We start from the raw sequence: 22702 nt of genomic DNA, 5'->3' as shown, positions 1-22702 counted from the left end.
CCTATTGTCTTCCGCTCACCGCCGCCTACGCAGCGTCGACCTTACGGCCAACAATCCCGGCGAATGGGGCAGGGGGTTCGGCGGCGGGCATCTTTGACAGAACCCTGATGTGCCCCGCGGGCCTCCCCGAGCGGGCCGCGGGGCACCGGGGGCTCAGTTGGGATTGTCGCCGTGGGTGAGGGTCTCCCACGCGACGAAGAGGTTATTGCTGCCCGCGGGACGGTTGTTCTGGGTGAGTGTCTGGGTGTTGGTCATGGCGATGCCCAGCCGGTTGTGGAGGGCGTTGTAGCCGACCTCGGTGACGGGCCCGAGGCCGAGGGTCAGGGAGCCGCCGCAGAGCCAGCTGGGGACGGCGGTGCCCAGCTGGTACTTGGACTGGAAGCCGAGCGCCTGCCGCAGCCGTTCGCCGACGTCGGTGCCGTAGAGGTCCTGGCCCTGGATCCGGCTGGTCTCGGCGACGTGCGAGATCGAGGAGATGCCGTACCCGGTGTGGGTGAAGTCCCGGCAGGTCTCCTGGGTGAGGCCGGTGACGAAGGTGGACTGGCCCTGCCAGTAGGAGACGATCTTGGCGGTGGTGTCGAGGTTCTGGCTGGGCACGGTCTTCGGCACCGATCCGTCGGAGGCCAGGTAGACATAAGCGGCCGTGCGGGTGCGGAACTTGGCCATGGCCGTGTCGTACGACGTCTTGTCCTCCAGGAAGACGGAGATGCCGACGGCGGCCTCCATCATCGTCAGCTCCCAGTTGCCGTTGGAGTTGGAGCCCTTGATGACGGTGGGGAGGTAGACGTTGCGCAGCATGGTGGCGAAGCGGGCCTCGTTCGCCCAGGTGCCGGTGTACGTGTACCTGATGATCTCGGCGGCCTTGGGCCAGGAGGAGCCGGCCCAGCCGGTCTGCAGGGGCGCGTTGCTGTTGGTGTGACTTGTGATGGTGGCCGACCAGGCGTCCATGATCTGGATGGCCTTCTGGGCGTAGCGGGCGTCCTTGGTGATGTACCAGGCGAGGGCGTCGGTGTAGGCGGCGATCGCGTCCTCGCGCTCGTCGGTGCAGCCGTAGTTCGGATTCGAGTACGACCCGCACTCGACGGTCGCCCACGGCTTGGGCGTGCGGTTCAGGTCGGCGTACTTGCTCGCCATCATCTGGTCGTAGGCCGCCTTCCAGGGCTGGGCGCCGGCCAGCACCTCGGTGCGGGCGAAGTCCAGCTGGGCCTTGGAGACGGTGACCCCGGGGTGCACGAAGGTGCTGGGGGCCGAGTGGGCGGCGGGGGCCGTGAAGACGCCCAGGAGCAGGGCTCCCACGGCCGCGAGCAGGGGGATGCGACGCACAGCGACTCCGTTCTCGTACGTTCGCGTATGTGAACGTGGAGCGCCTCCGTGAACGTAGGCGTGCCGAGAACGTAGGTACGGACCAGCCTTCCGTCAAGGTGTGAAGTAAGGGTCGCCGTTCACACCGCGAGCGGCGGGCATGTGAAAGGGCCGCACCCACAGGGGGTACGGCCCTTGTCGCTTCCTTCGCTGTTACCGGACCTCGGTGATCTCCGGTCCGCGCTGGAGCTGGCCCATGCCGCCGGAGAAGCGCGAGCCCTCCTCCTGCTGGACACCCTCGGGGATCATCTGGGCGTCGTTGGGCAGCTTGAGGACGATCGGGTCACGGGGGGCCATCGGGCCCTCGCCGCGGACCACGACGGTGTCCCGGAAGATCTGCTCGAGAAGCCCGGCGGCCTGCGGCTGCACCGCGCCCTGCCCGGAGATCACACCACGCAGGAACCAGCGCGGACCGTCCACACCGACGAACCGCACAACCTGGAAGCCGCCCGTGCCGTCCGGCAGTTGTACCGGCACCTGGGCGCGCAGCTCCCAGCCCAGCGGACCCTCGACCTCGTCGACGATGCCACCCTGCTGGGTGATACCGGAGCCGATCTCCTCACGCACCTCGCCCCAGATGCCCTCGCGCTTGGGCGCGGCGAAGGCCTGCAACTGCACGGCACTGTCCTTGAGCACCACGGTCGCCGCGACGATCGCGTCACCCGCGACCTCGACCCGCAATTCCATGCCGTCGACGCCGGGCACGAACAGACCACCCAGGTCCACCCGGCCCTCGCCCGGATCCCGCACCTCGGTGGCGTCCCACGGCCCGTCGGGCCGGGGCTCCGGCTCCAGGCGTACGCGCTCGCGCTCGCCCTCTTCCTCGTCCGCCTCGGTGTCGACGCTGTCGACGACCTGCTCGGCCTCGCCGGCCGCGTCCTCGGCGGCACCCTTCTTCTTGCGACGTCCGAACACGTCACTGTCCTTCCCGGTCGGATACGACCGAAGCGTATCGATTCCCACCCGTCCGACCGCCCTCGGCGGCCTGACCGCTTGTGCCGCTCACGTCACCCACCGCGGCATGCCCGCCGGTGGACCCGAAGCCCCCCTCGGCCCGCGCCGAATCGGGAAGCTCCGCCACCTCCTGGAAGCGGACCCTCTCGACCTGCTGGACGACCAGTTGGGCAATCCGGTCGAAGCGCTCGAACCGCACGGACTCGCGCGGGTCGAGATTCACCACGATCACCTTGATCTCCCCACGGTACCCGGCATCAATCGTCCCCGGGGCATTCACGAGGGCCACACCGCACCGGGCGGCAAGCCCCGAACGAGGGTGCACGAAGGCCGCGTACCCGTCCGGGAGGGCGATCGACACCCCGGTGGGCAGGACGACCCGTTCCCCCGGCTTCAGCTCGCACGCCTCGGTGGTACGCAGATCGGCTCCCGCGTCACCGGGGTGCTCGTACGCCGGGAGCGGTACGCCGGGCTCGACGCGGCGGATGAGCACGTCGAGAGGGCTCACGGAGGATGCGGGGTTCACGGGTTCACCTCGAAGGCGCGGGTGCGCCGGATCTGGTCCGGGTCGTTCATGGCGGCCTTGATCTCTTCCTCGCGGCCGTGATCGACGAAGTGCTCGACGGGGACCTCTACGAAGAGGGCGTCGGCGCGGACGGCGACGGGTCCTTCGGGGCCGTCCACGCGTCCGGTGGCGGTCGAGTAGATCTTCCGGCCCGCCACGGCGACGACCTCGGCCGCCAGGTGGAGCGTGGTGCCCACGGGCACCGGCCGTACGAAGTCCGTCTCCAGCCGTCCGGTGACGGCGATCTTCCGCAGCAGCCAGTTCAGCGAACCGAGCGTCTCGTCGAGAGCGGTGGCGAGGACACCGCCGTGCGCGAGGCCCGGGGCGCCCTGGTGCGCGGACCGCACGGTGAACTCGGCGGTGAGGGAGACCCCCTCGCCGGCCCGTACCTCCAGAAGCAGCCCGTGCGACTGCTCGTGGCCGCACCCGAAACACTGTTCGTAGTGGGCGCCGATGAGCTCACCGGGCGCGGGAGCGTCGGGATGCCGCACCGGTTTCCGGGCACTGGCAGGAGGCTGAAGAGCTGCGGAACTACCACTCACAGCCGCAGACCTTACCCGCGCGTCCGGTGAATCCGGACACCGTGCCAAGCTTGGCTCCATGCAGCTCTCCGCCACCCCGTACGAAGAACGCCTCACGGCCCCCCGGTCGTGGTGGTTCCTCAGCTTCCTGATCGGCGTCTCGTGCGCCCTGGTCCTGCTGCCGTTCGGCACCTTGCCCACACTGGGCGGTCTGGTGGGCGGTACGGCGGCGGCAGCGGTGGTGGCCAGTTCGTACGGCTCCCCGCGCATCCGGGTCGTGGGCGACTCGCTGATCGCGGGCGAGGCGAAGATCCCGGTGGCGGCCCTGGGCGCGTCGGAGATCCTGGACCCGGAGGAGGCACGCGCCTGGCGCACGTACAAGGCCGACGTCCGCGCCTTCCTCCTGCTGCGCTCCTACATCCCCAGGGCCCTGCGGGTGGAGGTCACCGACCCGGAGGACCCGACGCCGTACCTCTACCTGTCGACGCGGGAGCCGGAGGCCCTCGCGGCGGCGATCGAGGCAGCCAAGAAGGCCCAGTAGATCTCTCCGCCCGCCGGCCGTCAGCCCTCGAAGTCCTCCGGCAGCTCGGCGATCGGCAGCGGCTCCGCCGGTTTCTCCAGCGGCGGCAGCTCCGGCAGTTCCTCCCACGGCACCTGGATCTTTCTCAGGTCAGCCCGGATCCGCGCCGCGAGCTTCTTCGTGTCCCGGCGGTTCATGACCGCACCCACCGCGGCGCCCACCATGAACGGCATCAGGTTGGGCAGGTCCCGCACCATCCGCTTCATGATCTGCTGGCGCAGCTCGCGCTTCATCTGCCCGCCGAGGGCGCCGTTGATCGTCGACGGCTTCATCACGTCGATCCCGCGCTCCCCCGACCAGGAGGACAGATACGCGGTGCTGCGGGCCTTCAGGTTCCCCGGCGGCCGCACGCCGTACACCTCGTGCAGCTCGGCGATCAGCTTCAGCTCGATCGCCGCGACCCCGGTGATCTCCGCGGCCAGCTCGGTCGGCATCGCCGGCGGCACCGGCAGCATCGCCGCCGCGCCGACCCCGGCCCCGACCGCCGAGGTCGCGCCCGCCGCGCCCGCCACCAGTTTGTCGGCGAGCTGCTCCGGGCCGAGGCCTGGGAAGTGCCGACGCAGGGTCGCGAGGTCGCGTACGGGGACACGAGGGGCGATCTCGATGATCCGGTCCGCGAGGTGGGCCAGCCCCGCTCTCGCCCGGCTGCCGCCCTTGCGGGCGCCTTCCCGGGCCAGATCCACGGCCTTGTCACGAATGACCCCGGCCCGTCGCCTTGCGACGGGCGCGGGCTGGTCCGCCGGCGCCGGGAGGTCACCCCGGTCGGCCGCCGGTTCGAGCGAGGCTCCCGGATCGGATGAGCCCCGCTCGTCGTCACGCGCGCGTGGGCCGTCGGACGGCCCCGAGTCCGCTCCCCGGCGAGAGAAGCGGCGCTTCCGAGGTGGGGTCGAGCCAGTCATGCCCGACCCCTCCTCAGTCGCAGTCGCGGCAGATCGGCTGACCGTTCTTCTCCCTGGCCAGCTGGCTGCGGTGGTGCACCAGGAAGCAGCTCATGCAGGTGAACTCGTCCTGCTGCTTGGGCAGCACCCGGACGGCCAGCTCCTCGTTCGAGAGATCTGCGCCGGGCAGCTCCAGGCCTTCGGCGGCCTCGAACTCGTCTACGTCCACCGAGGACGTGGACTTGTCGTTCCTCCTGGCCTTCAGCTCTTCAAGGCTGTCCGAGTCGACGTCATCGTCGGTCTTGCGTGGAGTGTCGTAATCGGTTGCCATGTCGCTCTCCCCCTCTGGGTGTCTGCGGTGTCTCCAGCGCACGTAACGCGTGAGAGGCCGGACTTGTGCCCGACCCGAGGCGGAGATTTTGCCTCACATCAAGGTCTGTTACTCAATCGACATCCAACCCGATCCCTCAAGACTGATCAGGTTGAATGGCGATGGGGACCGTACACGGTCCTCATGAGGCACCTCAAAGGCGCCTCACCCTGTACTTCCCGTGATCAAGACCCTTGAAAACAGGGATTTTCCCGGCTTTATTCCCCCAGTCATGATCACGGAGAGTATATGGCCGGAAATCCGCCCTTGTGATCGATCACACACGGGGTAGCACGCCGCGCCGACAGGAAATTCCGCGCAAAGCGAACATCCCCCGCGTGTGTCGCGATCTTGTAACGGCATTCAGATAGGCAGAGTGACCCGCATCACGAGCCCACCGCCCTCTCGGGGCTGGGCCGCGATATGACCACCGTGGGCCCGGGCTACGGAACGGACGATGGAGAGACCGAGGCCGACACCCTTGTCGCTGCCCGTGCGCTCGGTACGGAGCCGCCTGAAGGGCTCGAAAAGATTGTCGATCTCGTACGCCGGCACCACCGGGCCGGTGTTCGCGACGGACAGTACCGCCTGACCGTGCTGGACCTCGGTGTCGACCTCCACCCACCCGTCCTCGGGCACGTTGTAGCGCACCGCGTTCTGCACCAGGTTCAGCGCGATCCGCTCCAGCAGTACGCCGTTGCCCTGCACGACCGCCGGCTTCCGCACGCCCCGGATGGTGACGCCCTTGGCCTCCGCCTCGGCGTGCACCTGGTCGACGGCCTGGCTTGCGACCTCGGCCAGGTCGACCGGCTTGCGCTCGACGATCTGGTTGTCGCTGCGGGCGAGCAGCAGCAGGCCCTCCACCAGCTGCTCGCTGCGCTCGTTGGTGGCCAGCAGGGTCTTGCCGAGCTGCTGGAGCTCCACGGGCGCGTTCGGGTCCGAGAGGTGCACCTCCAGGAGCGTGCGGTTGATCGCCAGGGGCGTGCGCAGCTCGTGGGAGGCGTTGCCGACGAAGCGCTGCTGGGCGGTGAAGGCCCGCTGCAGCCGCTCCAGCATGTCGTCGAAGGTGTCCGCGAGCTCCTTGAGCTCGTCGTCCGGGCCGTCCAGCTCGATCCGGCGGGACAGGTCCGAGCCGGCCACCGCGCGGGCGGTGCGGGTGATCCGGCCTAGCGGGGACAACACCCGTCCGGCCATCGCGTAACCGAACGCGAAGGCGATCACGGCGAGGCCCAGCAGGGCCAGCAGCGAGCGGCTGAGCAGGTCGTCCAGGGCCGCCTGGCGCTGGCGGTCCACGCACTGGGCGATCGCGCTGTTGAAGTCCGGGATCTGCAGATTGGTCGCGCCGGTGATCGCCGGACAGTTGTCGCTGGAGATCTTGATGTCCGAACCGCCGATGATCTTGAACAGCGGCTGGTTGCCGGTGCTGATCGCCTGCGCGGCGAGCAGGTAGATGATCGAGAGCAGCAGGATGCCGGCAATCAGGAACATGCCGCCGTACAGCAGCGTGAGCCGTATGCGGATGGTCGGGCGCAGCCACGGGAAGACGGGCTGCGGTCTGCGGGGGTCCCAGGTGGGCTTGGGGGGTGCCTGCGGAGGTGCGGGAGCGGTGGCCACGGTCATCAGATCCGGTAACCCGAGCCGGGGACGGTGACGATCACGGCGGGCTCGCCCAGCTTGCGGCGCAGCGTCATCACGGTCACCCGCACGACGTTGGTGAAGGGGTCCGTGTTCTCGTCCCAGGCCTTCTCGAGGAGCTGCTCGGCGCTGACCACCGCCCCCTCGCTGCGCATCAGCACCTCCAGGACGGCGAACTCCTTGGGCGCGAGCTGGACCTCCTTGCCGTCGCGGAAGACCTCGCGGCGGTTCGGGTCGAGCTTGATGCCGGCGCGCTCCAGGACGGGGGGCAGCGGCACGCTGGTACGGCGGCCGAGGGCGCGCACGCGCGCGATGAGCTCACTGAACGCGAAGGGCTTGGGGAGATAGTCGTCGGCGCCGATCTCCAGGCCCTCCACGCGGTCGCTGACGTCGCCGGACGCGGTGAGCATCAGCACGCGCGTCGGCATACCGAGTTCGACGATCTTGCGGCAGACGTCGTCGCCGTGCACGAGGGGGAGGTCGCGGTCGAGAACGACCACGTCGTAGTCGTTGACGCCGATGCGCTCCAGGGCGGCCGCACCGTCGTACACGACGTCGACGGCCATGGCCTCCCGGCGCAGTCCGGTGGCCACCGCATCGGCGAGCAGTTGCTCGTCCTCGACGACGAGTACGCGCACGTCGCTTGTCCTTCCTCTGTCCACCCGCGTAGCGCGCACCGGCGCACGTGGGCAGGGGTCTCCATGGGGTGTGTGACCTCCATCCTGCCCTTTTCGGCCATAAGTCGGCAGTAAGACGGGGGCCGGGGAAGGCCGGATCGGTCCGGCCGGGCGGGAATGCGAGATTTTCTCTTCCGGTTGAGGTTTCCACGGAGGGGCGCGGGGGGAGGACGGCATGTACACCCCGCGATCACGCTCTGCATGTGCCGCAGCACCATGCGGTACGTACATCGCCGCTACAGCAGAGTGGACGATGGGGGTGTCCGGCACCGTCGCCGCCCAGCAGGGCAGCGCTGGGCACCCGCGAGAGACGTGATCGCCCCTTCAACGGCACACCCCCGTGCCACCGACCCACGACCCAGGACGAGGGGGCGCAGCATGGACGCATTCACCGCAGGACTTCTGCAGCGCATAAAGGCGACCGAGTCCGACATCACGCGGGCTCGTGACGAGGGCGACGACTTCCTTGTCGAGGTGGAACAGGCCGAGCTCGACGACCTGCGCCGCCTCGCCGCCGAACACGGTGTGGAAGTCGGCGCGACCGCCGTCTGACAGTCCCGCAGTAGCAGCTCAGCGGCACCAGAACAGGGCCCCGGCGAATCCAGCGCCGGGGCCCTGCTCATACGTTGCCCCGTACCCACCGTGACAACGTTCGATTCCCATTCACCCGAAAGAAAACCCAGGCGTTCGGGGTCAGTCGTGCCAGGCCCCGAAGTCGTCCAGCAGCTGCTGAAGTGGCTCGAAGACTCCCGCGGTGCCCGCGATCGTCAGGTCGCGGGACGGGGGTTCTCCGGGGCGGCCGCCGGTCAACGCGCCGGCCTCTCTGGCGATCAGGTCGCCCGCGCCCCAGTCCCACGCGTTCAGCCCGCGCTCGAAGTACCCGTCCAGCCGGCCGCAGGCCACATCGCACAGGTCGATCGCCGCCGACCCGCTGCGGCGAATGTCGCGGAGCAGCGGGATCAGGCGCGCGGCGACCTCGGCCTGGTGGGTGCGGACCTCCGCCACGTAGTTGAAGCCGGTCGACACCAGCGCCTGCTCCAGCGGCGCGGCCGGACGGCAGGTCAGCCGCCGCTCGCCCTCCCACGCCCCGGTCGCCCAGGCCCCGCCGCCCCGCACCGCGTAGTACGTCTCACCGCGCATCGGGGCCGCCACGACGCCGGCCACGGTCTCGCCGTCCTGCTCGGCCGCGATGGAGACCGCCCAGGTCGGCAGCCCGTACAGGTAGTTGACCGTACCGTCGAGCGGGTCGATCACCCAGCGGATCCCGCTCGTGCCCTCGATCGACGCCCCCTCCTCACCGAGGAAGCCGTCCTCGGGGCGGTGCCCGGAGATCAGGTCGGTGATCAGCTTCTCCGCCGCGATGTCCATCTCGGTCACGACGTCGATCGGGCTGGACTTGGTCCGGGCCACGGCGAGGTCGGCCGGGCGGCCGTCCCGCAGCAGCTCGCCCGCGCGGGTGGCCGCCTCCCGGGCGAGCCTGAGCAGATCGGTGTGCAGGGCGTCGGTCACGGGGCTCCTCACGCGTACGGGCTGTCGGCGCCGGCCGCGGCCGGGCGGGGGGCGCGGGCCGGGCAGCAGCCGACCGGGCACAGGTTGTGGCTCGCGCCCAGCGAGCCCAGCGCGCACGGCGTGACCTCCCGCCCGCTCTCCACGGCCGCGCGCTCCAGGACCAGGTCACGGATGGCGGCGGCGAACCGGGGGTCGTCCCCGACGGTCGCGGACCGCCGTACCGGCAGTCCGAGTTCCTCCGCCTTGGCCGTGGCCTCCGTGTCGAGGTCGTAGAGGACCTCCATGTGGTCGGAGACGAAGCCGATGGGGGCCATGACGACGGCCGGGACCCCGGCGCCGTGCAGCGTCTCCAGGTGGTCGCAGATGTCGGGCTCCAGCCACGGGATGTGCGGGGCGCCGGAGCGGGACTGGTAGACAAGCCGCCAGGGGTGGTCGATGCCCGTGCGCTCGCGGACCGCGTCGGCGATCAGCTGGGCCACGTCCAGGTGCTCCTCGACGTACGCGCCGCCCTCTCCATGGGTCTCGGCCGGCCCCGAGGTGTCGGCGCTCGCGGTCGGGATGGAGTGGGTGGTGAAGGCGATGTGGGCGCCCGCGCGGACGTCCTCGGGGAGGTCGGCGAGGGACGCGAGGACCCCGTCGATCATCGGGTCGAGGAAGCCGGGGTGGTTGAAGTAGTGCCGCAGCTTGTCGATCTTCGGCGGTTCCAGGCCCTCGGCCTCCAGCGCGGCCAGCGAGTCCGCGAGGTTCTCACGGTACTGGCGGCAGCCCGAGTAGGAGGCGTAGGCGCTGGTGGCGAGCACCAGGACGCGGCGGCGGCCGTCGGCGACCATCTCGCGGAGGGTGTCGGTCAGATACGGCGCCCAGTTGCGGTTGCCCCAGTAGATCGGCAGGTTTAGGCCGTGCTCGGCGAAGTCCTTGCGCAGGGCGTCCAGCAGGGCGCGGTTCTGGTCGTTGATCGGGCTGACCCCGCCGAACAGGAAGTAGTGCTGACCGACTTCCTTGAGGCGTTCCTTCGGGATACCGCGCCCGCGTGTCACGTTCTCCAGGAACGGGACCACGTCGTCCGGGCCTTCCGGGCCGCCGAAGGAGAGCAGGAGCAGGGCGTCGTAGGGGGTGGCATCGAGCGCGTCTGACATGAGCCGATCCTGCCACCCGGCGCTGACGGCCCGGAAACAGGAGTGTGAAGAGTCGGATTCGGGAGGTTTATCCCCAGTGCCCAGCAGGTGCGTCAGGGGGCCCTCACTCGTAAGCTGTATCAGCCGCAGTCACGCCTTACCCAGCCGTCGGAGACCTCCGTGCCCAGCCCCTATCGCGCCCTGTTCGCCGCACCCGGCACCAAGGGCTTCTCGGCCGCGGGGTTCCTCGGCCGGATGCCGCTGTCCATGATGGGCATCGGCGTGGTCACGATGATCTCCCAGCTCACCGGGCGGTACGGCCTCGCGGGCGCGCTCTCGGCCACCATCGCGCTCTCCGCCGCCGCGATCGGCCCGCAGGTCTCCCGGCTGGTCGACCAGCACGGCCAGCGCCGTGTGCTGCGCCCCGCGACCCTGCTGGCGCTGGCGGCGGCGGCCGGGCTGCTGTGTGCCGCGCACTACGGGTGGCCGGACGGGGTGCTGTTCGTCTGTGCCGCCGGGATCGGCGCGGTGCCGAGCCTGGGCGCGATGATCCGGGCCCGCTGGGCCGCCCTCTACCGGGGCACCCCGCAACTGCACACCGCCTACTCGTTCGAGTCCGTCGTCGACGAGGTCTGCTTCGTCTTCGGGCCGATCATCTCCATCGGGCTGTCCACGGTCTGGTTCCCGGAGGCGGGGCCGCTGCTGGCCGCCTGCTTCCTGGCCGCCGGCGTCTTCTGGCTGACCGCCCAGCGCGCCACCGAGCCCGCACCGCACCCGCGCGAGCAGGACGGCCGCGGTTCGGCGCTGGGGGCGCCCGGCCTCCAGGTGCTGGTGGCGACCTTCGTGGCCACCGGAGCGATCTTCGGAGCGGTCGACGTGGTCACCGTCGCCTTCGCCGACGAACGCGGCCACAAGGGCGCCGCGAGCGTGGTCCTGGCCCTGTACGCTGCGGGCTCCTGCCTGGCCGGGGTGGTCTTCGGCCTGATGCGCTTCGCGGCGAAGCCGGAACGCAGGTGGCTGCTGGGCATATGTGCGATGGCCGTGAGTATGATCCCCCTCCTACTGGTCGGAAACTTGCCGCTTCTGGCCGTGGCGCTGTTCGTTGCGGGCCTGTCCATCGCACCGACGATGATCACGACGATGACCCTCATCGAAAAGCACGTACCTCGCGCGAAGCTCACCGAGGGCATGACCTGGGTGAGCACCGGCCTCGCGGTCGGGGTGGCGCTCGGCTCCTCGGTCGCCGGCTGGGTGATCGACGCGGCCGGCGCCCGCGCCGGGTACGGGGTTCCGGCCGTGTCCGGGGCCGTCGCGGTCGCGGTCGGTTTCCTCGGGTACCGCCGGCTCAACAGGCCGGTCACGGGTCGGGGAGGCACCGTTGAGCAGTACAGCGAGCGGGAAGAGCGGCACGTGGCGTAACTGGGGAGGGAACGTCACCGTCCGCCCCGCGCGGGAGGTCACGCCGGCCTCCGTGGACGAGCTGGCGGCGGCCGTGCGGCGGGCGGCGGAGGAGGGCCTGAAGGTGAAGGCCGTCGGCAGCGGCCACTCCTTCACCTCGATCGCCGCGACCGACGGTCTCTCGATCCGCCCTCAACTGTTGACCGGGATCCGCAACATCGACCGGAAAGCAATGACCGTAACGGTCGAGGCGGGCACCCCGCTCAAGAGACTCAATGTGGCCCTGGCCCGCGAGGGCCTGTCGCTGACCAACATGGGCGACATCATGGAGCAGACGGTCTCCGGGGCCACCAGCACCGGCACCCATGGCACCGGCCGCGAGTCCGCCTCGCTCGCCGCCCAGATCAGGGAACTCGAACTGGTGACCGCCGACGGCTCGGTGCTCACCTGCTCCGAGAAGGAGAACCCGGAGGTCTTCGCGTCCGCGCGGATCGGCCTCGGGGCGCTGGGGATCGTCACCGCGATCACCTTCGCGGTGGAGCCGCTCTTCCTGCTCATGGCCCGCGAGGAACCGATGCCCTTCGACCGGGTACTGGCTGAGTTCGACCAGCACAGGGCGGAGAACGAGCACTTCGAGTTCTACTGGTTCCCGCACACCGCCTCCACCAACACCAAGCGCAACAACCGCAGCGCGGGTCCGGCACAGCCCGTGAAGCCGCTCGCGGGCTGGATCGAGGACGAGTTCGTCGCCAACGGCCTCTGGCAGGTGGCCAACTGGGTCGGCCGGGCGGCGCCCGCGGCCATTCCGGCCATCGCCCAGATCTCCACCAGGGCCTGGTCCACAAGGACCTACACCGATATCCCTTACAAGGTCTTCACCTCGACCCGCCGGGTGCGGTTCGTCGAGATGGAGTACGCCGTCCCGCGCGAGGCCCTGCCGGACACGCTGCGGGAGATCAAGGCGATGGTCGACCGTTCGGACCTCAGGATCAGCTACCCCGTCGAGGTCCGCACCGCCCCCGCGGACGACATCGCCCTGTCCACCGCCTCAGCCCGGGACAGCGCCTACGTCGCCGTGCACATGTTCCGGGGCACGCCCTACCAGTCGTACTTCACCGCCGCCGAACGCATCTTCGTCGCGCATGAGGGCCGCCCGCACTGGGGCAAGGTGCACACCAGGGACGCGGACTACTTCGCGCAGGTCTACCCGCGCTTCGGGGAGTTCACGGCGCTGCGGGACCGGCTCGACCCGGATCGGCTGTTCCAGAACGACTACTTGCGGAGGGTTCTGGGGCAGTAGCCGAGGACTCGGTGGGGGAGGGGGCCGTACTCGGCTCCCCGCTCGCGGACTCGCTCGGAGACGGTGCCGGCGTCGTGGCCCCCTCGCTCGCAGGCGTCCGTGACGCGTCCGAGGAGGACAACGGCGACGGGACCGGCGAAGTGGCCGTACCGTCACCGGACTTCGGGTCGGGGGAGCCCGACGGATCCGATGAGTCCGCGGGATCCGAGGGTTCCGACGACTTCGAGGACGTGGTGCCGCCGGCGACGGCGCCGCTGACCGTCGTACCGGAGCCGCCGCTGAAGGTGCTGCCGGAGACCAGTTCGTAGGTCGTGACGCCGGCCATGGTGACCGCGAAGACCACGGCCGCCGCGAACACCGGGCGGCGCCAGGTCCTCACCCGCGCGCGGTAGACGGTGGCCTCGGTGAACTCGCCAGGCGCCGAGGGCGCTTGCTCGCGCGGCCGGGTGGTCACCGTCGCGTCGCGCAGTTGTTCCCCGGTGCGCTTGAAGAAGTGCTGGAACAACGAGCCGCCACAGGTAGCGACCACGCTGACGACTCCGGCGCCGACGATCGTGCCGTACAGCCCGAAACACGACGCGAGTTTGGCGGCCACCACCGCGGCCACCGCGCTGCCCGCGACCTGGGGCACGCTGAGGTCGATCCGTTTCGAACTTCCCTTCACCTCCTCCCCCACACTGGTCTCGTCACCGGAACCGGGCCTTTTACGCATTCCCGAACCTTGCCTGCCTTTCCCGTACTTGTTCGATCCACTGCATCAGAAAGGGACGCACGAACGAAACCATTAGTTCCGTTTCTGCCGATTGCGTGAAGTACGCCACGTTCAAGATCCCCAGAAGTGGGCAACCGACGGCCGGGAAGCGGTCGTTGCCAGAAGTTGGGCGGCGCGCCAATCCACGCAGGTGGCCCGAATGGAGTACTGTTGCGAGCCCTGGGTCCGGTCTCCCGCCAGGGCGTCCGGGGCCTTGCAGGACCGCCGGGAGGGGGCTCGTTGCACAGGGTGACGGAGTTGGTCACTTAGCGTTGCGAATAGGTAACCGTGCCATAACGGCGTTCGCGGGCCCGCGCCCGACACGCCGGGCAACTCGGCAAGGTTGTGGCAGGCTGCACCCGGGCAGGCCACACTCGACTAGCGGAAGCAGCGACGCACGTGACGTCGGCAGGCACCACCCGGGAGGTCCCCATGCCCGAACTGCGTGTCGTGGCCGTCTCCAATGACGGCACACGGCTGGTGCTCAAGGCTGCCGACTCTACGGAGTACACGCTTCCGATCGACGAACGGCTCCGTGCCGCCGTGCGCGGCGACCGGCCCCGGCTCGGCCAGATCGAGATCGAGGTCGAGAGCCATCTCCGGCCCCGAGACATCCAGGCGCGGATACGTGCGGGCGCGACCGCGGAAGAGGTCGCCCAGCTCGCCGGGATCCCTGTCGACCGGGTGCGGCGCTTCGAGGGTCCGGTACTGGCCGAGCGCGCCTTCATGGCCGAACGAGCCCGCAAGACGCCGGTCCGCCGGCCCGGCGAGAACTCCGGGCCGCTGCTCGGTGAGGCCGTCCAGGAGCGGCTGTTGCTGCGCGGTGCCGAGAAGGACACCGTGCAGTGGGACTCCTGGCGGCGCGACGACGGCACCTGGGAGGTCCTCCTCGTCTACCGGGTCGCGGGCGAACCGCACTCGGCGAGCTGGACCTACGACCCGCCCCGACGGCTCGTCCAGGCCGTCGACGACGAGGCTCGCTCGCTGATCGGCGAGTCCGACGACCTCGCCGTACCGGAGCCCAGCTTTCCGTTCGTGCCGCGGATCGCGCGGCTGCCGCGTGACCGCCCGATGGACCGTTCCGGCGACCGGGACCGGCCGAGCCTGCCCGCGCAGTCGTCCGAACCGGTCGAGGAGACGACCAGCGAGCGGGACTCGCTGACCAGCCTGCTGGAGGCGGTACCGAGCTTCCGGGGCGACATGGTGGTCCCGGAGCGCCCCGCGGAGGTCGTCCCGGAGGAGCCCGCCCCGGAACCGGCGGAGGAGGAGCCCCCGGCCCCCGCGGCCTCGGCCGGCTCAGCCTATGCGGACGTTCTCATGCCCCGCTCCGTCGGCAGCCACCGCGACCGGCTGATCGGCGCCACCGACCGCCAGGCCGAGGCCGACGGCGTCCGCCCCGGCCGCCGGGCCGCCGTGCCGAGCTGGGACGAGATCGTCTTCGGGACGCGGCGCAAGAAGCAGGAATAGGGACAGGTCGTACGACCGTACGAAGAAGGGGCACGCGGGTGTGCCCCTTCTTCCGGCCGTCGTTACTGCGGGTCGGGGCCGACCGCGACCGGACGGGACGGGTCGGCGGACCACTCCGACCACGAACCGACGTACAGCGCCGCCGGGATGCCCGCCACGGCCAGCGCCAGCACCTCGTGGGCACCCGAGACACCCGAGCCGCAGTAGACGCCCACCGGGGCAGCCTCGGAGGCGCCCAGGGCCTTGAAACGGTCACTCAGCTCCCCGGCGGGCAGGAAACGGCCGTCCGGGCCGACGTTCTCGGTGGTCGGCGCGGACACCGCGCCCGGGATGTGGCCGCCGACCCGGTCGATCGGCTCCACCTCACCCCGGTACCGCTCCCCCCCGCGGGCGTCGAGCAGCACACCCGCGCGGGCCAGCGCGGCCGCCCCGTCCGCATCAAGCAACTCCACCGCGCCGGGCGCCGGTTCGAAGTCACCCTCGTCCGGTTCGGCCGCGTCAGTCGAAAGAGCGCCTTTCCAGGACGGCAACCCGCCGTCCAGGACCCGCACATCCGGGTGACCCGTCCAGCGCAGCAGCCACCACGCGCGTGCCGCCGCCCAGCCGTGTCCGCCGTCGTACACGACGACCGGCCGGTCCGCCGACACGCCCGCGCGGCGCATCGCCGCCCCGAATGCGCCCAGGTCGGGCAGCGGATGCCGGCCGCGCTCCCCGGGCGCCCCGGCCAGCTCCGTGTCCAGGTCCACGTAGACGGCGCCCGGAAGGTGCCCTGCGGTGTAGTCGGCCCGGCCGTCGAAGGCCGTGCCGCCCTGCGTGGTCAGCTGCCAGCGCACGTCCAGCAGCACGGGCGGGTTCGGCCCGGTCAGGTCGTCGGCGAGTTCGGTTGCGGTGATGATGGCTTCCATGACCCCATCCTTACGCCAGGGGTGGCCGCATCGTCCAGGTCCGACTACTCTGCTCGGCCGGACAGGCTCGATCACCGGGCGTGCGGGATCGGGCACATGCTGTACGGCTGATGGACACCGGCGGCAATCGACCGGAAACGGGCGAGAAACGGCATATCAGGCATCCTCGCGGCGAAGCCGCCTCCACGGTGTGGACGCGGGGCGCCACGGAGGGTGCGAGCATCGGCACGGAGCGTGCCCGCGACTGCGGCACAGCCGGTCCGGAGAGCGGAAGCGACACGGCCACCGCGAGGGGCCGAGGAGAGAGTGACGATGACCGAGGTACGGGGTTCGGCGGGCCCGAACGGCGGTACACACGCTCGGCGCACGCCCGGCACCCCCTGCTGGGTGAGTCTGATGGTGCACGGCTTGACCACGACCGAGGAGTTCTACGAGGCCTTGTTCGGCTGGGAGTTCCAGCCGGGGCCCCAGCAGCTCGGCCCCTACGTCCGGGCACTGCTCGACGGGCAGGAGGTCGCGGGCATCGGGCAGCTGCCCCCGGACCGTCATCTGCCGATCGCCTGGACGCCGTACTTCGCCTCGGAGGACGTGGACCTGACGGCCGAGACGGTCCGGATGTGCGGCGGCACGGTGGGCGTCGGTCCGCTGGACGCGGCCGAGGCCGGACGGATGGCCATCGGCTCCGACCCGTCGGGCGCCGTGTTCGGCATCTGGCAGGCCTCGGCCCACCTCGGCACGTCTGTCACCGGCGTCCCGGGCACGCCCGCCTGGAACGAACTGCTCACCTTCGAGACCGGAAGCGTCGCCAAGTTCTACGAGGCGGTGTTCGGTTACGGGGAGGAGGCGGTGGTGTCCGCCGACTTCGACTACGTGACCCTGCATGTAGAGGGCCGCCCGGTGGCCGGCATCCACGGGGTCGGCCTCTCGCTGCCCCGGGACCGGGGTCCGCACTGGCTGACGTACTTCGAGGTGGCCGACGCGGACGCGACCCTGCGCGAGGTCGCCGAACTGGGCGGGCAGGTGCTGAAGCCGGCCCGGGACAGCGCACACGGCCGGGTCGCCACGGTGGCCGACCCGGAGGGTGCGGTCTTCTCGGTGATCGAAAGCCCGCGCTGAGTCAGGTCGAGACGGGCAGGACGTCCGGGGACAGGGCCGCCGCGCGGGCCGATGCGGCGGTCATCCGGCGCCGGTGGTGGCGCCGGCACAGCACCTCGTAACCGACCTTCCCGGCCGCCCCGTTGACATCACCAACGACCACCTGGGCGCCCTCGACGACCATCTCGCCGCCGACCGTGCGGGCGTTGTGCGTGGCGCGGGCGCCGCACCAGCACAGGGCCTCGACCTGGAGCACCTCGACCCGGTCGGCCAGCTCCACCAGCCGCTGGGAGCCGGGGAACAGCTTGGAGCGGAAGTCGGTCGTGATGCCGAACGCGTAGACGTCCAGGCCCAGATCGTCGACCACGCGCGCGAGCTGGTCGATCTGCTCCGGCGCCAGGAACTGCGCCTCGTCGGCGATGACGTAGTCCGCGCGGCCGCCCTGCGAGAGATGGTCGACCAGGTAGGCGTAAAGGTCCTGGCCGTCCTCGACCTCCACGGCGTCCGTGACCAGGCCGAGACGGGAGGACAGCTTGCCGTGACCCGCGCGGTCGTCACGGCTGAAGATCATGCCGACGAGGCCGCGGGCCGACCGGTTGTGCTCGATCTGCAGAGCCAGCGTCGACTTCCCGCAGTCCATCGTTCCGGAGAAGAAGACCAGCTCGGGCATGGGGAGTTGAGCACCTTTCGGGGGTGGTGGGGTCACGGTGTCAGGAGCGTACTTCGAGCAGCGGCACCAGTTGCTCGACAGGGGTCATCGAGCCGTGGTTGCCGACCATCGCCGACTCCTTGGGCTCCCGCTCGGAGGCGATGATCAGGACGTCGTCGTGCGCGGCGGCGACGACATCGCCGATCCGGTCGTACACCCGTTCGTCGAACCGGTCCGGCGGGCCGAACCAGCCGGCCGCGATCGCCTCGTCCCGGGAGGCCACCCAGAACTGCTCGCCCAGCACCTCGCGCCAGCAGGTCAGCACGTCGTTCCCGGCGCCCGGTACCGCGTAGACGTGCCGGGCGCGGCCCTCGCCGCCGAGCAGGGCGACACCGGCCCGCAGCTCCCAGTCCTCGTCGAAGTCGATGCGGTGCTGCTCGTCGAACGGCACGTCGAGCATGCCGTGGTCGGCGGTGACATACAGCGCGCAGCGCGGCGGGAGCTGTTCGGCGAGCCGCTGCACCAGCCGGTCGACGTGCATCAGCTGGCCGCGCCAGGTGTCGGAGTCGACCCCGTACCGATGACCGGCGCCGTCCAGTTCGGCGTAGTACGTGTAGACCAGGGAACGGTCGGCGGCGGCCAGTTGCTCCGCCGCGAGGTCCATCCGTTCCTCGCCGGTGAGCCGGCCGTGAAACGTTCCGCCGCTGAGCGCGACCTTGGTGAGGGGGGTGTGCTCGAAGGTCGGGGAGGACACCTGGGCGGCGTGCACGCCCGCGTCCTGGGCGAGCTGGAAGACGGTGGGGTACGGCTGCCAGGCGGCCGGGTTGGTCCAGGGCTGCCAGCGCAGCTGGTTCATCAGCTCGCCGGTGGCGGGATTGCGGACCGTGTAGCCGGGCAGGCCGTGCGCGCCGGGCGGCAGGCCGGTGCCGACGGAGGCCAGCGAGGTCGCGGTGGTCGCCGGGTAGCCGGCGGTGATCGGCCGCCCGGTGCCGCCGCGCGAGCTGCCGAGCAGCGAGGCCAGGAAGGGGGCCTCGTCCGGATGGGCCCTGAGCTGCTCCCAGCCCAGACCGTCGATCAGGAAGACGCAGTTGCGGTCGGCCGCGGTCAGTTCGGTGATCGACGCGGTCATTCCGGGTACGGCCATCCCGGCGGCCAGGGTGGGCAGCAGGTCGGCGAGGGAGCCGCTGCCGTACTCGGGCAGCGGCGCGGAGCCGAGGGGGAGCGGTTCCGGATGGTCCCAGGCGGCGTACGCCATCAGTGCGTGACGTCCGCGGTCGCCTCGGAGATGGCCTGGGCGAAGGCGAGCGCCTGGCGCACCGTCTCCGGGCCGTCCCCTGCCTCGCTCACGCGCAGGCTGAGGTCGTCCGCCGTGGAGTTGCCCGTGTAGCCGTGGTCGGCCTCGCAGTTGGGGTCGCCGCAGGCGGCGGGCTCCAGGTCGATACGGGAGACGGCGCCCCAGCCGATGGTCAGCACGATCTCGCGGGGCAGCGTGCCCGGCGTGTACTGCTCCGGGTTGGCCACGACCCGGCTGACCACGACCGACGAGATCCGGCCGAGCTTGACGGACTCCGTCGAGGTGGTGGCGTACGGAGTCGGGGAGGTGCTGTCGGCGGCCTGCTCGTCGGTGTGGCTGACGATGAAGCGGTTGCCGGTGAGGACGAGCACGGTCACATGCCGCCGCACCTCGTTCTGGTCGAACGTCGTCTCCTGGTGGACCAGGTACGACCGGATCGGCTCACCGCCCACGGCAGCCTCCACCGCCTCGGCCACGAGGGCCGGGTAGTAGCCGCTGCGCTCGATCGCGACGCGCAGCCCCTGGGTCGTCGTACTGGTCTTGGCCATGGCGTCCATCCTAATCCGTGGGCAAGGGGGGTCCGGGCCAGTCGCGGCACCCTCTTGGAAAGCCATCACGGGGACGGGTGTTCGTCACGGTCAGTAGGTGGGCAGGGTCCGCGGACCCAGGTCGTCGCGGGCGGGCGGGGGCGCGAGGCGGACGGTGGCCCCGAGGACGCTGACGCCGTGCCGGGCGACCACGACCGGTTCCAGGGTGACCGCGACCACCTCGGGATGGTCGTCGACCAGTCTGGAGACGCGCAGGAGCAGTTCCTCCAGGGCGGGCGTGTCCACGGGGGTCGAGCCGCGCCAGCCGAACAGCAGGGGCGCGGTCCGTATCGACCGCACCAGCGAGGTCGCGTCCCGGTCCGTCACCGGGACCAGACGGTGGGCCGTGTCCCCGAGCAGCTGCGAGGCGGCCCCGGCCAGCCCGAAGGACAGGACAGCCCCGGCCGCCGGGTCGATCACGGCCCGTACGACGGTGTCGACACCCCGGGGTGCCATCCGCTGCACCACCGGGCGCAGCTCCCCCGGCGGCCCGAACAGCTCGGTCAACTCGGCGTACGCCCGGCGCAGTTGCTCCTCATCGGCGAGGTCGAGCCGCACTCCGCCCAGGTCGGCGCGGTGACGCAGGTGCGGGGCGGTGGCCTTGAGGGCGACCGGGTAGCCGAGGTCACGGGCGGCCGCGACGGCGGCCTCGGGGGTGGGGGCGGGCAGCGCGCGGTGCACGGCGACGCCGTACCTGCCGAGGAGCACACAGGTCTCCTCGTCCCCGATGGTGAGCCCTTCCCCGCGCTCCAGCAGCGCGCCGATCAGCTCGGCCGCCCCCTTCTCGTCGATGTCGTCGTACTCCGGCACCTTCCCCGGGTCGGCGGCCTCCCGCCGCCACTGTGCGTACTTCACGGCTTCGGCGAGGGCCCGGACGGCGCGCTCGGCGGCGGGATAGGCGGGGATCAGACGGGAGCACGGGTGGGGGGTGGGCGGCTGGGCAGCGTCGGTGACGGCGGTGGGGGGGTTCTGGGCGTCTCGTGCGGCGGACGACGGCGTCCCCGACCACGTTGTCGCCGCGGCGGACAACGGTGCATTCGGTCGCGTCGTCGTCTCGGCGGTCGGTGTCCTCGGTCGTGCCGTTGCCTCGGGAGACGGCGTCTCGGCTCCTGCCTCTGCCGGTGCGGGGCGGAACCGGTGGGTGCCGCCGGAGGCGCCCGGTGCCATGACATGCGTCTGCGGGGCGGTGCGTCCCGCGGCCGAGAGCGCCTCCGCCAGCCCCCCGAGCTCCACGTGCACCACCAGGACCGGCTTCCCGTGCGCCCCCTCGGCCGCCGACCGCAGCGCCTCCGCCAGTTCCGCGTCTGCGACCGCACCCTCCCCGATGGTCGGAATGGCCGTGACGACCACCGCGTCGCACGACTCGTCCGCCAGCGCCTGCGACAGCGCCCGATGGAAGTCCGCGGGGGTCGCCATGGTCGTCAGGTCCAGCGGCGGCGCCGGCCGCAGCCCCTCCGCCAGGCACCGGTCGTACGTCAGCAGCCCCAGCGACTCGGAGTTCCCGAGGATGGTCACCCGGGGCCCGGCCGGCAGCGGCTGCCGGGCGAGCAGCAGCCCGGCGTCGACCAGTTCCGTGATCGTGTCGACGCGGATCACCCCGGCCTGCCGGAGCAGCGCGGACACCGTGGCGTGCGGCAGCCGCGTGGCCCGTACCGCGTGCCCCTGCGGCGCCGAACCGGCGCTCTGCACCACGACCAGCGGCTTCGCCGCCGCCGAGCGCCGCGCGAGGCGGGTGAACTTGCGCGGGTTGCCGATGGACTCCAGGTACATGAGGACGACGTCGGTCTCGGAGTCGTCGTACCAGTACTGGAGGACGTCGTTGCCGGAGACGTCCGCGCGGTTGCCGGACGACACGAAGGTCGACACGCCCGTGGTCCCGGTGACGCCGCCGCCGCGCCGGTGCAGCCGGGACAGCAGGGCGATCCCGATGGCGCCGGACTGGGCGAAGAGGCCGATGCGGCCGGGACGGGGCATCTCGGGCGCGAGGGAGGCGTTCAGCCGTACGTCCGCGGCGGTGTTGATGATCCCGAAGGCGTTCGGCCCGATGATCCGCATGCCGTACGTGCGCGCGTGCCGAACGAGTTCGCGCTGGCGTTCACGGCCGTCCGGGCCGCTCTCCGCGTACCCGGCGGCGAGGACGACGAGTCCCTGGACGCCGTGTTCGCCGCAGTCGGTGACGGCGTCCGGGACGTGCTCGGCGGGCACCGCGACCACGGCGAGGTCGACCGGTGCGTCGATGTCGCGCACCGAGCGGTGCGCGGGCACCCCGTCGACCTCCTTGAGGTCCTCGGGGAAGGCCTTGTTCACGGCGTACAGCCGGCCGGTGAAGCCGGCGTCCCGGAGGTTGCCGAGGACGCTGCGGCCGACGCCGCCGGGTGCCCGGCCGACGCCGATCACGGCCACGGAACCGGGTGCCAGGAGCCGCCGTACCGAACGGGCCTCCGCCCGTTGCTCCCGTGCGCGCTGGACGGCGACCGAGCGGTCCGTGGGCTCCAGGTCGAACTCCAGGCGGACCACGCCGTCCTCGAAGCTGCGCTGCTGGGTGTAGCCGGCGTCCGTGAACACCTTGATCATCTTGGTGTTGGCGGGCAGCACCTCTGCGGCGAACCGGCGGATGCCGCGCTCCCGCGCGACGGCCGCGATGTGCTCAAGCAGGGCGGAGGCGACGCCCCGGCCCTGGTGGGCGTCCTGGACGAGGAAGGCGACCTCCGCCTCGTCAGCGGGCACGGAGGCTGGCATGCCGTCGGCGCCAATGCGGTCATAGCGTACGGTTGCGATGAACTCGCCGCCGATGGTGGCCGCGAGTCCCACCCTGTCCACAAAGTCGTGGTGCGTGAAGCGGTGGACGTCCTTGGCGGAGAGCTTGGGGTACGGCGCGAAGAAGCGGTAGTACTTCGACTCGGCCGAGACCTGCTCGTAGAAGCTGACCAGTCGGTCGGCGTCGTCGACGGTGATGGGCCGGACGCGCGCGGTACCACCGTCGCGCAGCACCACGTCCGCCTCCCAGTGGGAGGGGTACTCGTGCCGGTCCTGCCGGTCCGCCGGGGTCTGCATGGGCCCCAGAGTACGGCTCGCGTCCGACAGTGGCGC

General features: G+C 71.0%; 23 protein-coding genes. 8 read left to right on the top strand and 15 right to left on the bottom strand.

What is annotated here, in order from left to right; translation table 11 throughout:
• Positions 1 to 153: 153 nt before the first annotated feature.
• From ACZ7OO_RS25865 to ACZ7OO_RS25850, 4 genes are all read right to left on the bottom strand, one after another.
• The gene (locus tag ACZ7OO_RS25865) at positions 154 to 1323 is read right to left on the bottom strand and encodes an alginate lyase family protein (protein WP_471508083.1); all 1170 of its coding nucleotides are present in this window, start codon (positions 1321 to 1323) and stop codon (positions 154 to 156) included.
• A gap of 192 nt (positions 1324 to 1515) precedes the next feature.
• Positions 1516 to 2277: a DUF3710 domain-containing protein gene (locus tag ACZ7OO_RS25860; RefSeq protein WP_471508081.1), complete on the bottom strand. Its 762-nt coding sequence runs from the start codon at positions 2275 to 2277 to the stop codon at positions 1516 to 1518.
• A gap of 1 nt (position 2278) precedes the next feature.
• Positions 2279 to 2842, bottom strand: a complete 564-nt coding sequence (gene dut, locus ACZ7OO_RS25855; protein WP_471508080.1) for a dUTP diphosphatase — start codon at positions 2840 to 2842, stop codon at positions 2279 to 2281.
• A complete protein-coding gene (locus ACZ7OO_RS25850; RefSeq protein WP_352225951.1) occupies positions 2839 to 3423 on the bottom strand; it encodes a PaaI family thioesterase in 585 nt (194 codons plus the stop codon). Before ACZ7OO_RS25850 ends, dut begins: the two co-directional genes overlap by 4 nt.
• Positions 3424 to 3481: 58 nt before the next feature.
• Here ACZ7OO_RS25850 and ACZ7OO_RS25845 point away from each other — a divergent pair, with 58 nt between their 5' ends.
• On the top strand, positions 3482 to 3943 hold the full coding sequence (locus tag ACZ7OO_RS25845; protein ID WP_352225950.1) for a DUF3093 domain-containing protein: 462 nt from the start codon (positions 3482 to 3484) through the stop codon (positions 3941 to 3943).
• Between the two features lie 20 nt (positions 3944 to 3963).
• Here the strand turns inward: ACZ7OO_RS25845 and ACZ7OO_RS25840 are convergent, their stop codons facing one another.
• The 4 genes from ACZ7OO_RS25840 to ACZ7OO_RS25825 form a co-directional block, all read right to left on the bottom strand.
• On the bottom strand, positions 3964 to 4881 hold the full coding sequence (locus ACZ7OO_RS25840) for a hypothetical protein (RefSeq protein WP_471508077.1): 918 nt from the start codon (positions 4879 to 4881) through the stop codon (positions 3964 to 3966).
• 13 nt (positions 4882 to 4894) lie between these two features.
• The gene (locus tag ACZ7OO_RS25835) at positions 4895 to 5191 is read right to left on the bottom strand and encodes a DUF4193 domain-containing protein (RefSeq protein WP_003997302.1); all 297 of its coding nucleotides are present in this window, start codon (positions 5189 to 5191) and stop codon (positions 4895 to 4897) included.
• Positions 5192 to 5593: 402 nt separating this feature from the next.
• Positions 5594 to 6844, bottom strand: a complete 1251-nt coding sequence (locus ACZ7OO_RS25830) for a sensor histidine kinase (protein ID WP_471508276.1) — start codon at positions 6842 to 6844, stop codon at positions 5594 to 5596.
• 5 nt (positions 6845 to 6849) lie between these two features.
• Positions 6850 to 7503, bottom strand: coding sequence for a response regulator transcription factor (locus ACZ7OO_RS25825; protein ID WP_196943825.1), 654 nt, complete (start codon positions 7501 to 7503; stop codon positions 6850 to 6852).
• 417 nt (positions 7504 to 7920) lie between these two features.
• Here ACZ7OO_RS25825 and ACZ7OO_RS25820 point away from each other — a divergent pair, with 417 nt between their 5' ends.
• On the top strand, positions 7921 to 8094 hold the full coding sequence (locus tag ACZ7OO_RS25820) for a hypothetical protein (protein ID WP_352225948.1): 174 nt from the start codon (positions 7921 to 7923) through the stop codon (positions 8092 to 8094).
• A 141-nt stretch (positions 8095 to 8235) separates the two neighbouring features.
• Here the strand turns inward: ACZ7OO_RS25820 and ACZ7OO_RS25815 are convergent, their stop codons facing one another.
• The gene (locus ACZ7OO_RS25815) at positions 8236 to 9051 is read right to left on the bottom strand and encodes an inositol monophosphatase family protein (RefSeq protein ID WP_471508075.1); all 816 of its coding nucleotides are present in this window, start codon (positions 9049 to 9051) and stop codon (positions 8236 to 8238) included.
• 8 nt (positions 9052 to 9059) lie between these two features.
• Positions 9060 to 10187 carry a ferrochelatase gene (locus ACZ7OO_RS25810; protein ID WP_471508073.1) on the bottom strand — a complete coding sequence of 376 codons (1128 nt, stop codon included), beginning with the start codon at positions 10185 to 10187 and terminating at the stop codon, positions 9060 to 9062.
• A gap of 159 nt (positions 10188 to 10346) precedes the next feature.
• On the opposite strand from ACZ7OO_RS25810, the gene ACZ7OO_RS25805 reads away from it, so the two are divergent.
• The 5 genes from ACZ7OO_RS25805 to sepH all read left to right on the top strand — a co-directional run bounded on the left by ACZ7OO_RS25805 (position 10347) and on the right by sepH (position 15082).
• A complete protein-coding gene (locus tag ACZ7OO_RS25805; protein ID WP_471508071.1) occupies positions 10347 to 11585 on the top strand; it encodes an MFS transporter in 1239 nt (412 codons plus the stop codon).
• On the top strand, positions 11545 to 12864 hold the full coding sequence (locus ACZ7OO_RS25800) for a D-arabinono-1,4-lactone oxidase (RefSeq protein WP_471508069.1): 1320 nt from the start codon (positions 11545 to 11547) through the stop codon (positions 12862 to 12864). The genes ACZ7OO_RS25805 and ACZ7OO_RS25800 overlap by 41 nt, the downstream gene beginning before the upstream one ends.
• 11 nt (positions 12865 to 12875) lie before the next feature.
• On the top strand, positions 12876 to 13172 hold the full coding sequence (locus ACZ7OO_RS25795; protein WP_471508067.1) for a hypothetical protein: 297 nt from the start codon (positions 12876 to 12878) through the stop codon (positions 13170 to 13172).
• A 96-nt stretch (positions 13173 to 13268) separates the two neighbouring features.
• Positions 13269 to 13652, top strand: a complete 384-nt coding sequence (locus ACZ7OO_RS25790; RefSeq protein WP_471508065.1) for a hypothetical protein — start codon at positions 13269 to 13271, stop codon at positions 13650 to 13652.
• 395 nt (positions 13653 to 14047) lie between these two features.
• A complete protein-coding gene (gene sepH / locus ACZ7OO_RS25785; protein ID WP_471508063.1) occupies positions 14048 to 15082 on the top strand; it encodes a septation protein SepH in 1035 nt (344 codons plus the stop codon).
• A gap of 62 nt (positions 15083 to 15144) precedes the next feature.
• On the opposite strand, the gene ACZ7OO_RS25780 is transcribed toward sepH, so the two are convergent.
• On the bottom strand, positions 15145 to 15987 hold the full coding sequence (locus ACZ7OO_RS25780; RefSeq protein ID WP_471508061.1) for a sulfurtransferase: 843 nt from the start codon (positions 15985 to 15987) through the stop codon (positions 15145 to 15147).
• A gap of 312 nt (positions 15988 to 16299) precedes the next feature.
• Here ACZ7OO_RS25780 and ACZ7OO_RS25775 point away from each other — a divergent pair, with 312 nt between their 5' ends.
• Positions 16300 to 17103, top strand: coding sequence for a VOC family protein (locus ACZ7OO_RS25775; protein WP_471508059.1), 804 nt, complete (start codon positions 16300 to 16302; stop codon positions 17101 to 17103).
• A 1-nt stretch (position 17104) separates the two neighbouring features.
• Here ACZ7OO_RS25775 and ACZ7OO_RS25770 read toward each other — a convergent pair whose 3' ends face one another.
• The 4 genes from ACZ7OO_RS25770 to ACZ7OO_RS25755 form a co-directional block, all read right to left on the bottom strand.
• A complete protein-coding gene (locus tag ACZ7OO_RS25770; RefSeq protein WP_471508057.1) occupies positions 17105 to 17752 on the bottom strand; it encodes a thymidine kinase in 648 nt (215 codons plus the stop codon).
• Between the two features lie 40 nt (positions 17753 to 17792).
• On the bottom strand, positions 17793 to 18986 hold the full coding sequence (locus ACZ7OO_RS25765) for an alkaline phosphatase family protein (RefSeq protein WP_471508055.1): 1194 nt from the start codon (positions 18984 to 18986) through the stop codon (positions 17793 to 17795).
• Positions 18986 to 19582 (bottom strand): DUF5998 family protein, encoded by a 597-nt coding sequence (locus ACZ7OO_RS25760; protein ID WP_352225937.1) that lies wholly within the window; start codon positions 19580 to 19582, stop codon positions 18986 to 18988. Before ACZ7OO_RS25760 ends, ACZ7OO_RS25765 begins: the two co-directional genes overlap by 1 nt.
• A gap of 81 nt (positions 19583 to 19663) precedes the next feature.
• Entirely contained in the window at positions 19664 to 22666 is a 3003-nt protein-coding gene (locus ACZ7OO_RS25755) for a bifunctional acetate--CoA ligase family protein/GNAT family N-acetyltransferase (RefSeq protein ID WP_471508053.1), read from the bottom strand.
• Positions 22667 to 22702 lie beyond the last annotated feature (36 nt).

This window comes from Streptomyces sp. NPDC111744 (assembly GCF_055634995.1).
The sequence above is the reverse complement of the archived record's forward strand: the minus strand, read 5'-3'. Positions and strand labels throughout refer to the sequence as shown.

Bases quoted from the DNA above. Each gene is read 5' to 3' on its own strand.
- ACZ7OO_RS25775 (WP_471508059.1), top strand. From the start codon at position 16,300: ATGACCGAGGTACGGGGTTCGGCGGGCCCGAACGGCGGTACACACGCT.
- ACZ7OO_RS25840 (WP_471508077.1), bottom strand. From the start codon at position 4,881: ATGACTGGCTCGACCCCACCTCGGAAGCGCCGCTTCTCTCGCCGGGGA.
- ACZ7OO_RS25820 (WP_352225948.1), top strand. From the start codon at position 7,921: ATGGACGCATTCACCGCAGGACTTCTGCAGCGCATAAAGGCGACCGAG.
- ACZ7OO_RS25765 (WP_471508055.1), bottom strand. From the start codon at position 18,986: ATGGCGTACGCCGCCTGGGACCATCCGGAACCGCTCCCCCTCGGCTCC.
- ACZ7OO_RS25810 (WP_471508073.1), bottom strand. From the start codon at position 10,187: ATGTCAGACGCGCTCGATGCCACCCCCTACGACGCCCTGCTCCTGCTC.
- ACZ7OO_RS25835 (WP_003997302.1), bottom strand. From the start codon at position 5,191: ATGGCAACCGATTACGACACTCCACGCAAGACCGACGATGACGTCGAC.
- ACZ7OO_RS25770 (WP_471508057.1), bottom strand. From the start codon at position 17,752: ATGCCCGAGCTGGTCTTCTTCTCCGGAACGATGGACTGCGGGAAGTCG.
- sepH (WP_471508063.1), top strand. From the start codon at position 14,048: ATGCCCGAACTGCGTGTCGTGGCCGTCTCCAATGACGGCACACGGCTG.
- ACZ7OO_RS25755 (WP_471508053.1), bottom strand. From the start codon at position 22,666: ATGCAGACCCCGGCGGACCGGCAGGACCGGCACGAGTACCCCTCCCAC.
- ACZ7OO_RS25845 (WP_352225950.1), top strand. From the start codon at position 3,482: ATGCAGCTCTCCGCCACCCCGTACGAAGAACGCCTCACGGCCCCCCGG.
- ACZ7OO_RS25780 (WP_471508061.1), bottom strand. From the start codon at position 15,987: ATGGAAGCCATCATCACCGCAACCGAACTCGCCGACGACCTGACCGGG.
- ACZ7OO_RS25760 (WP_352225937.1), bottom strand. From the start codon at position 19,582: ATGGACGCCATGGCCAAGACCAGTACGACGACCCAGGGGCTGCGCGTC.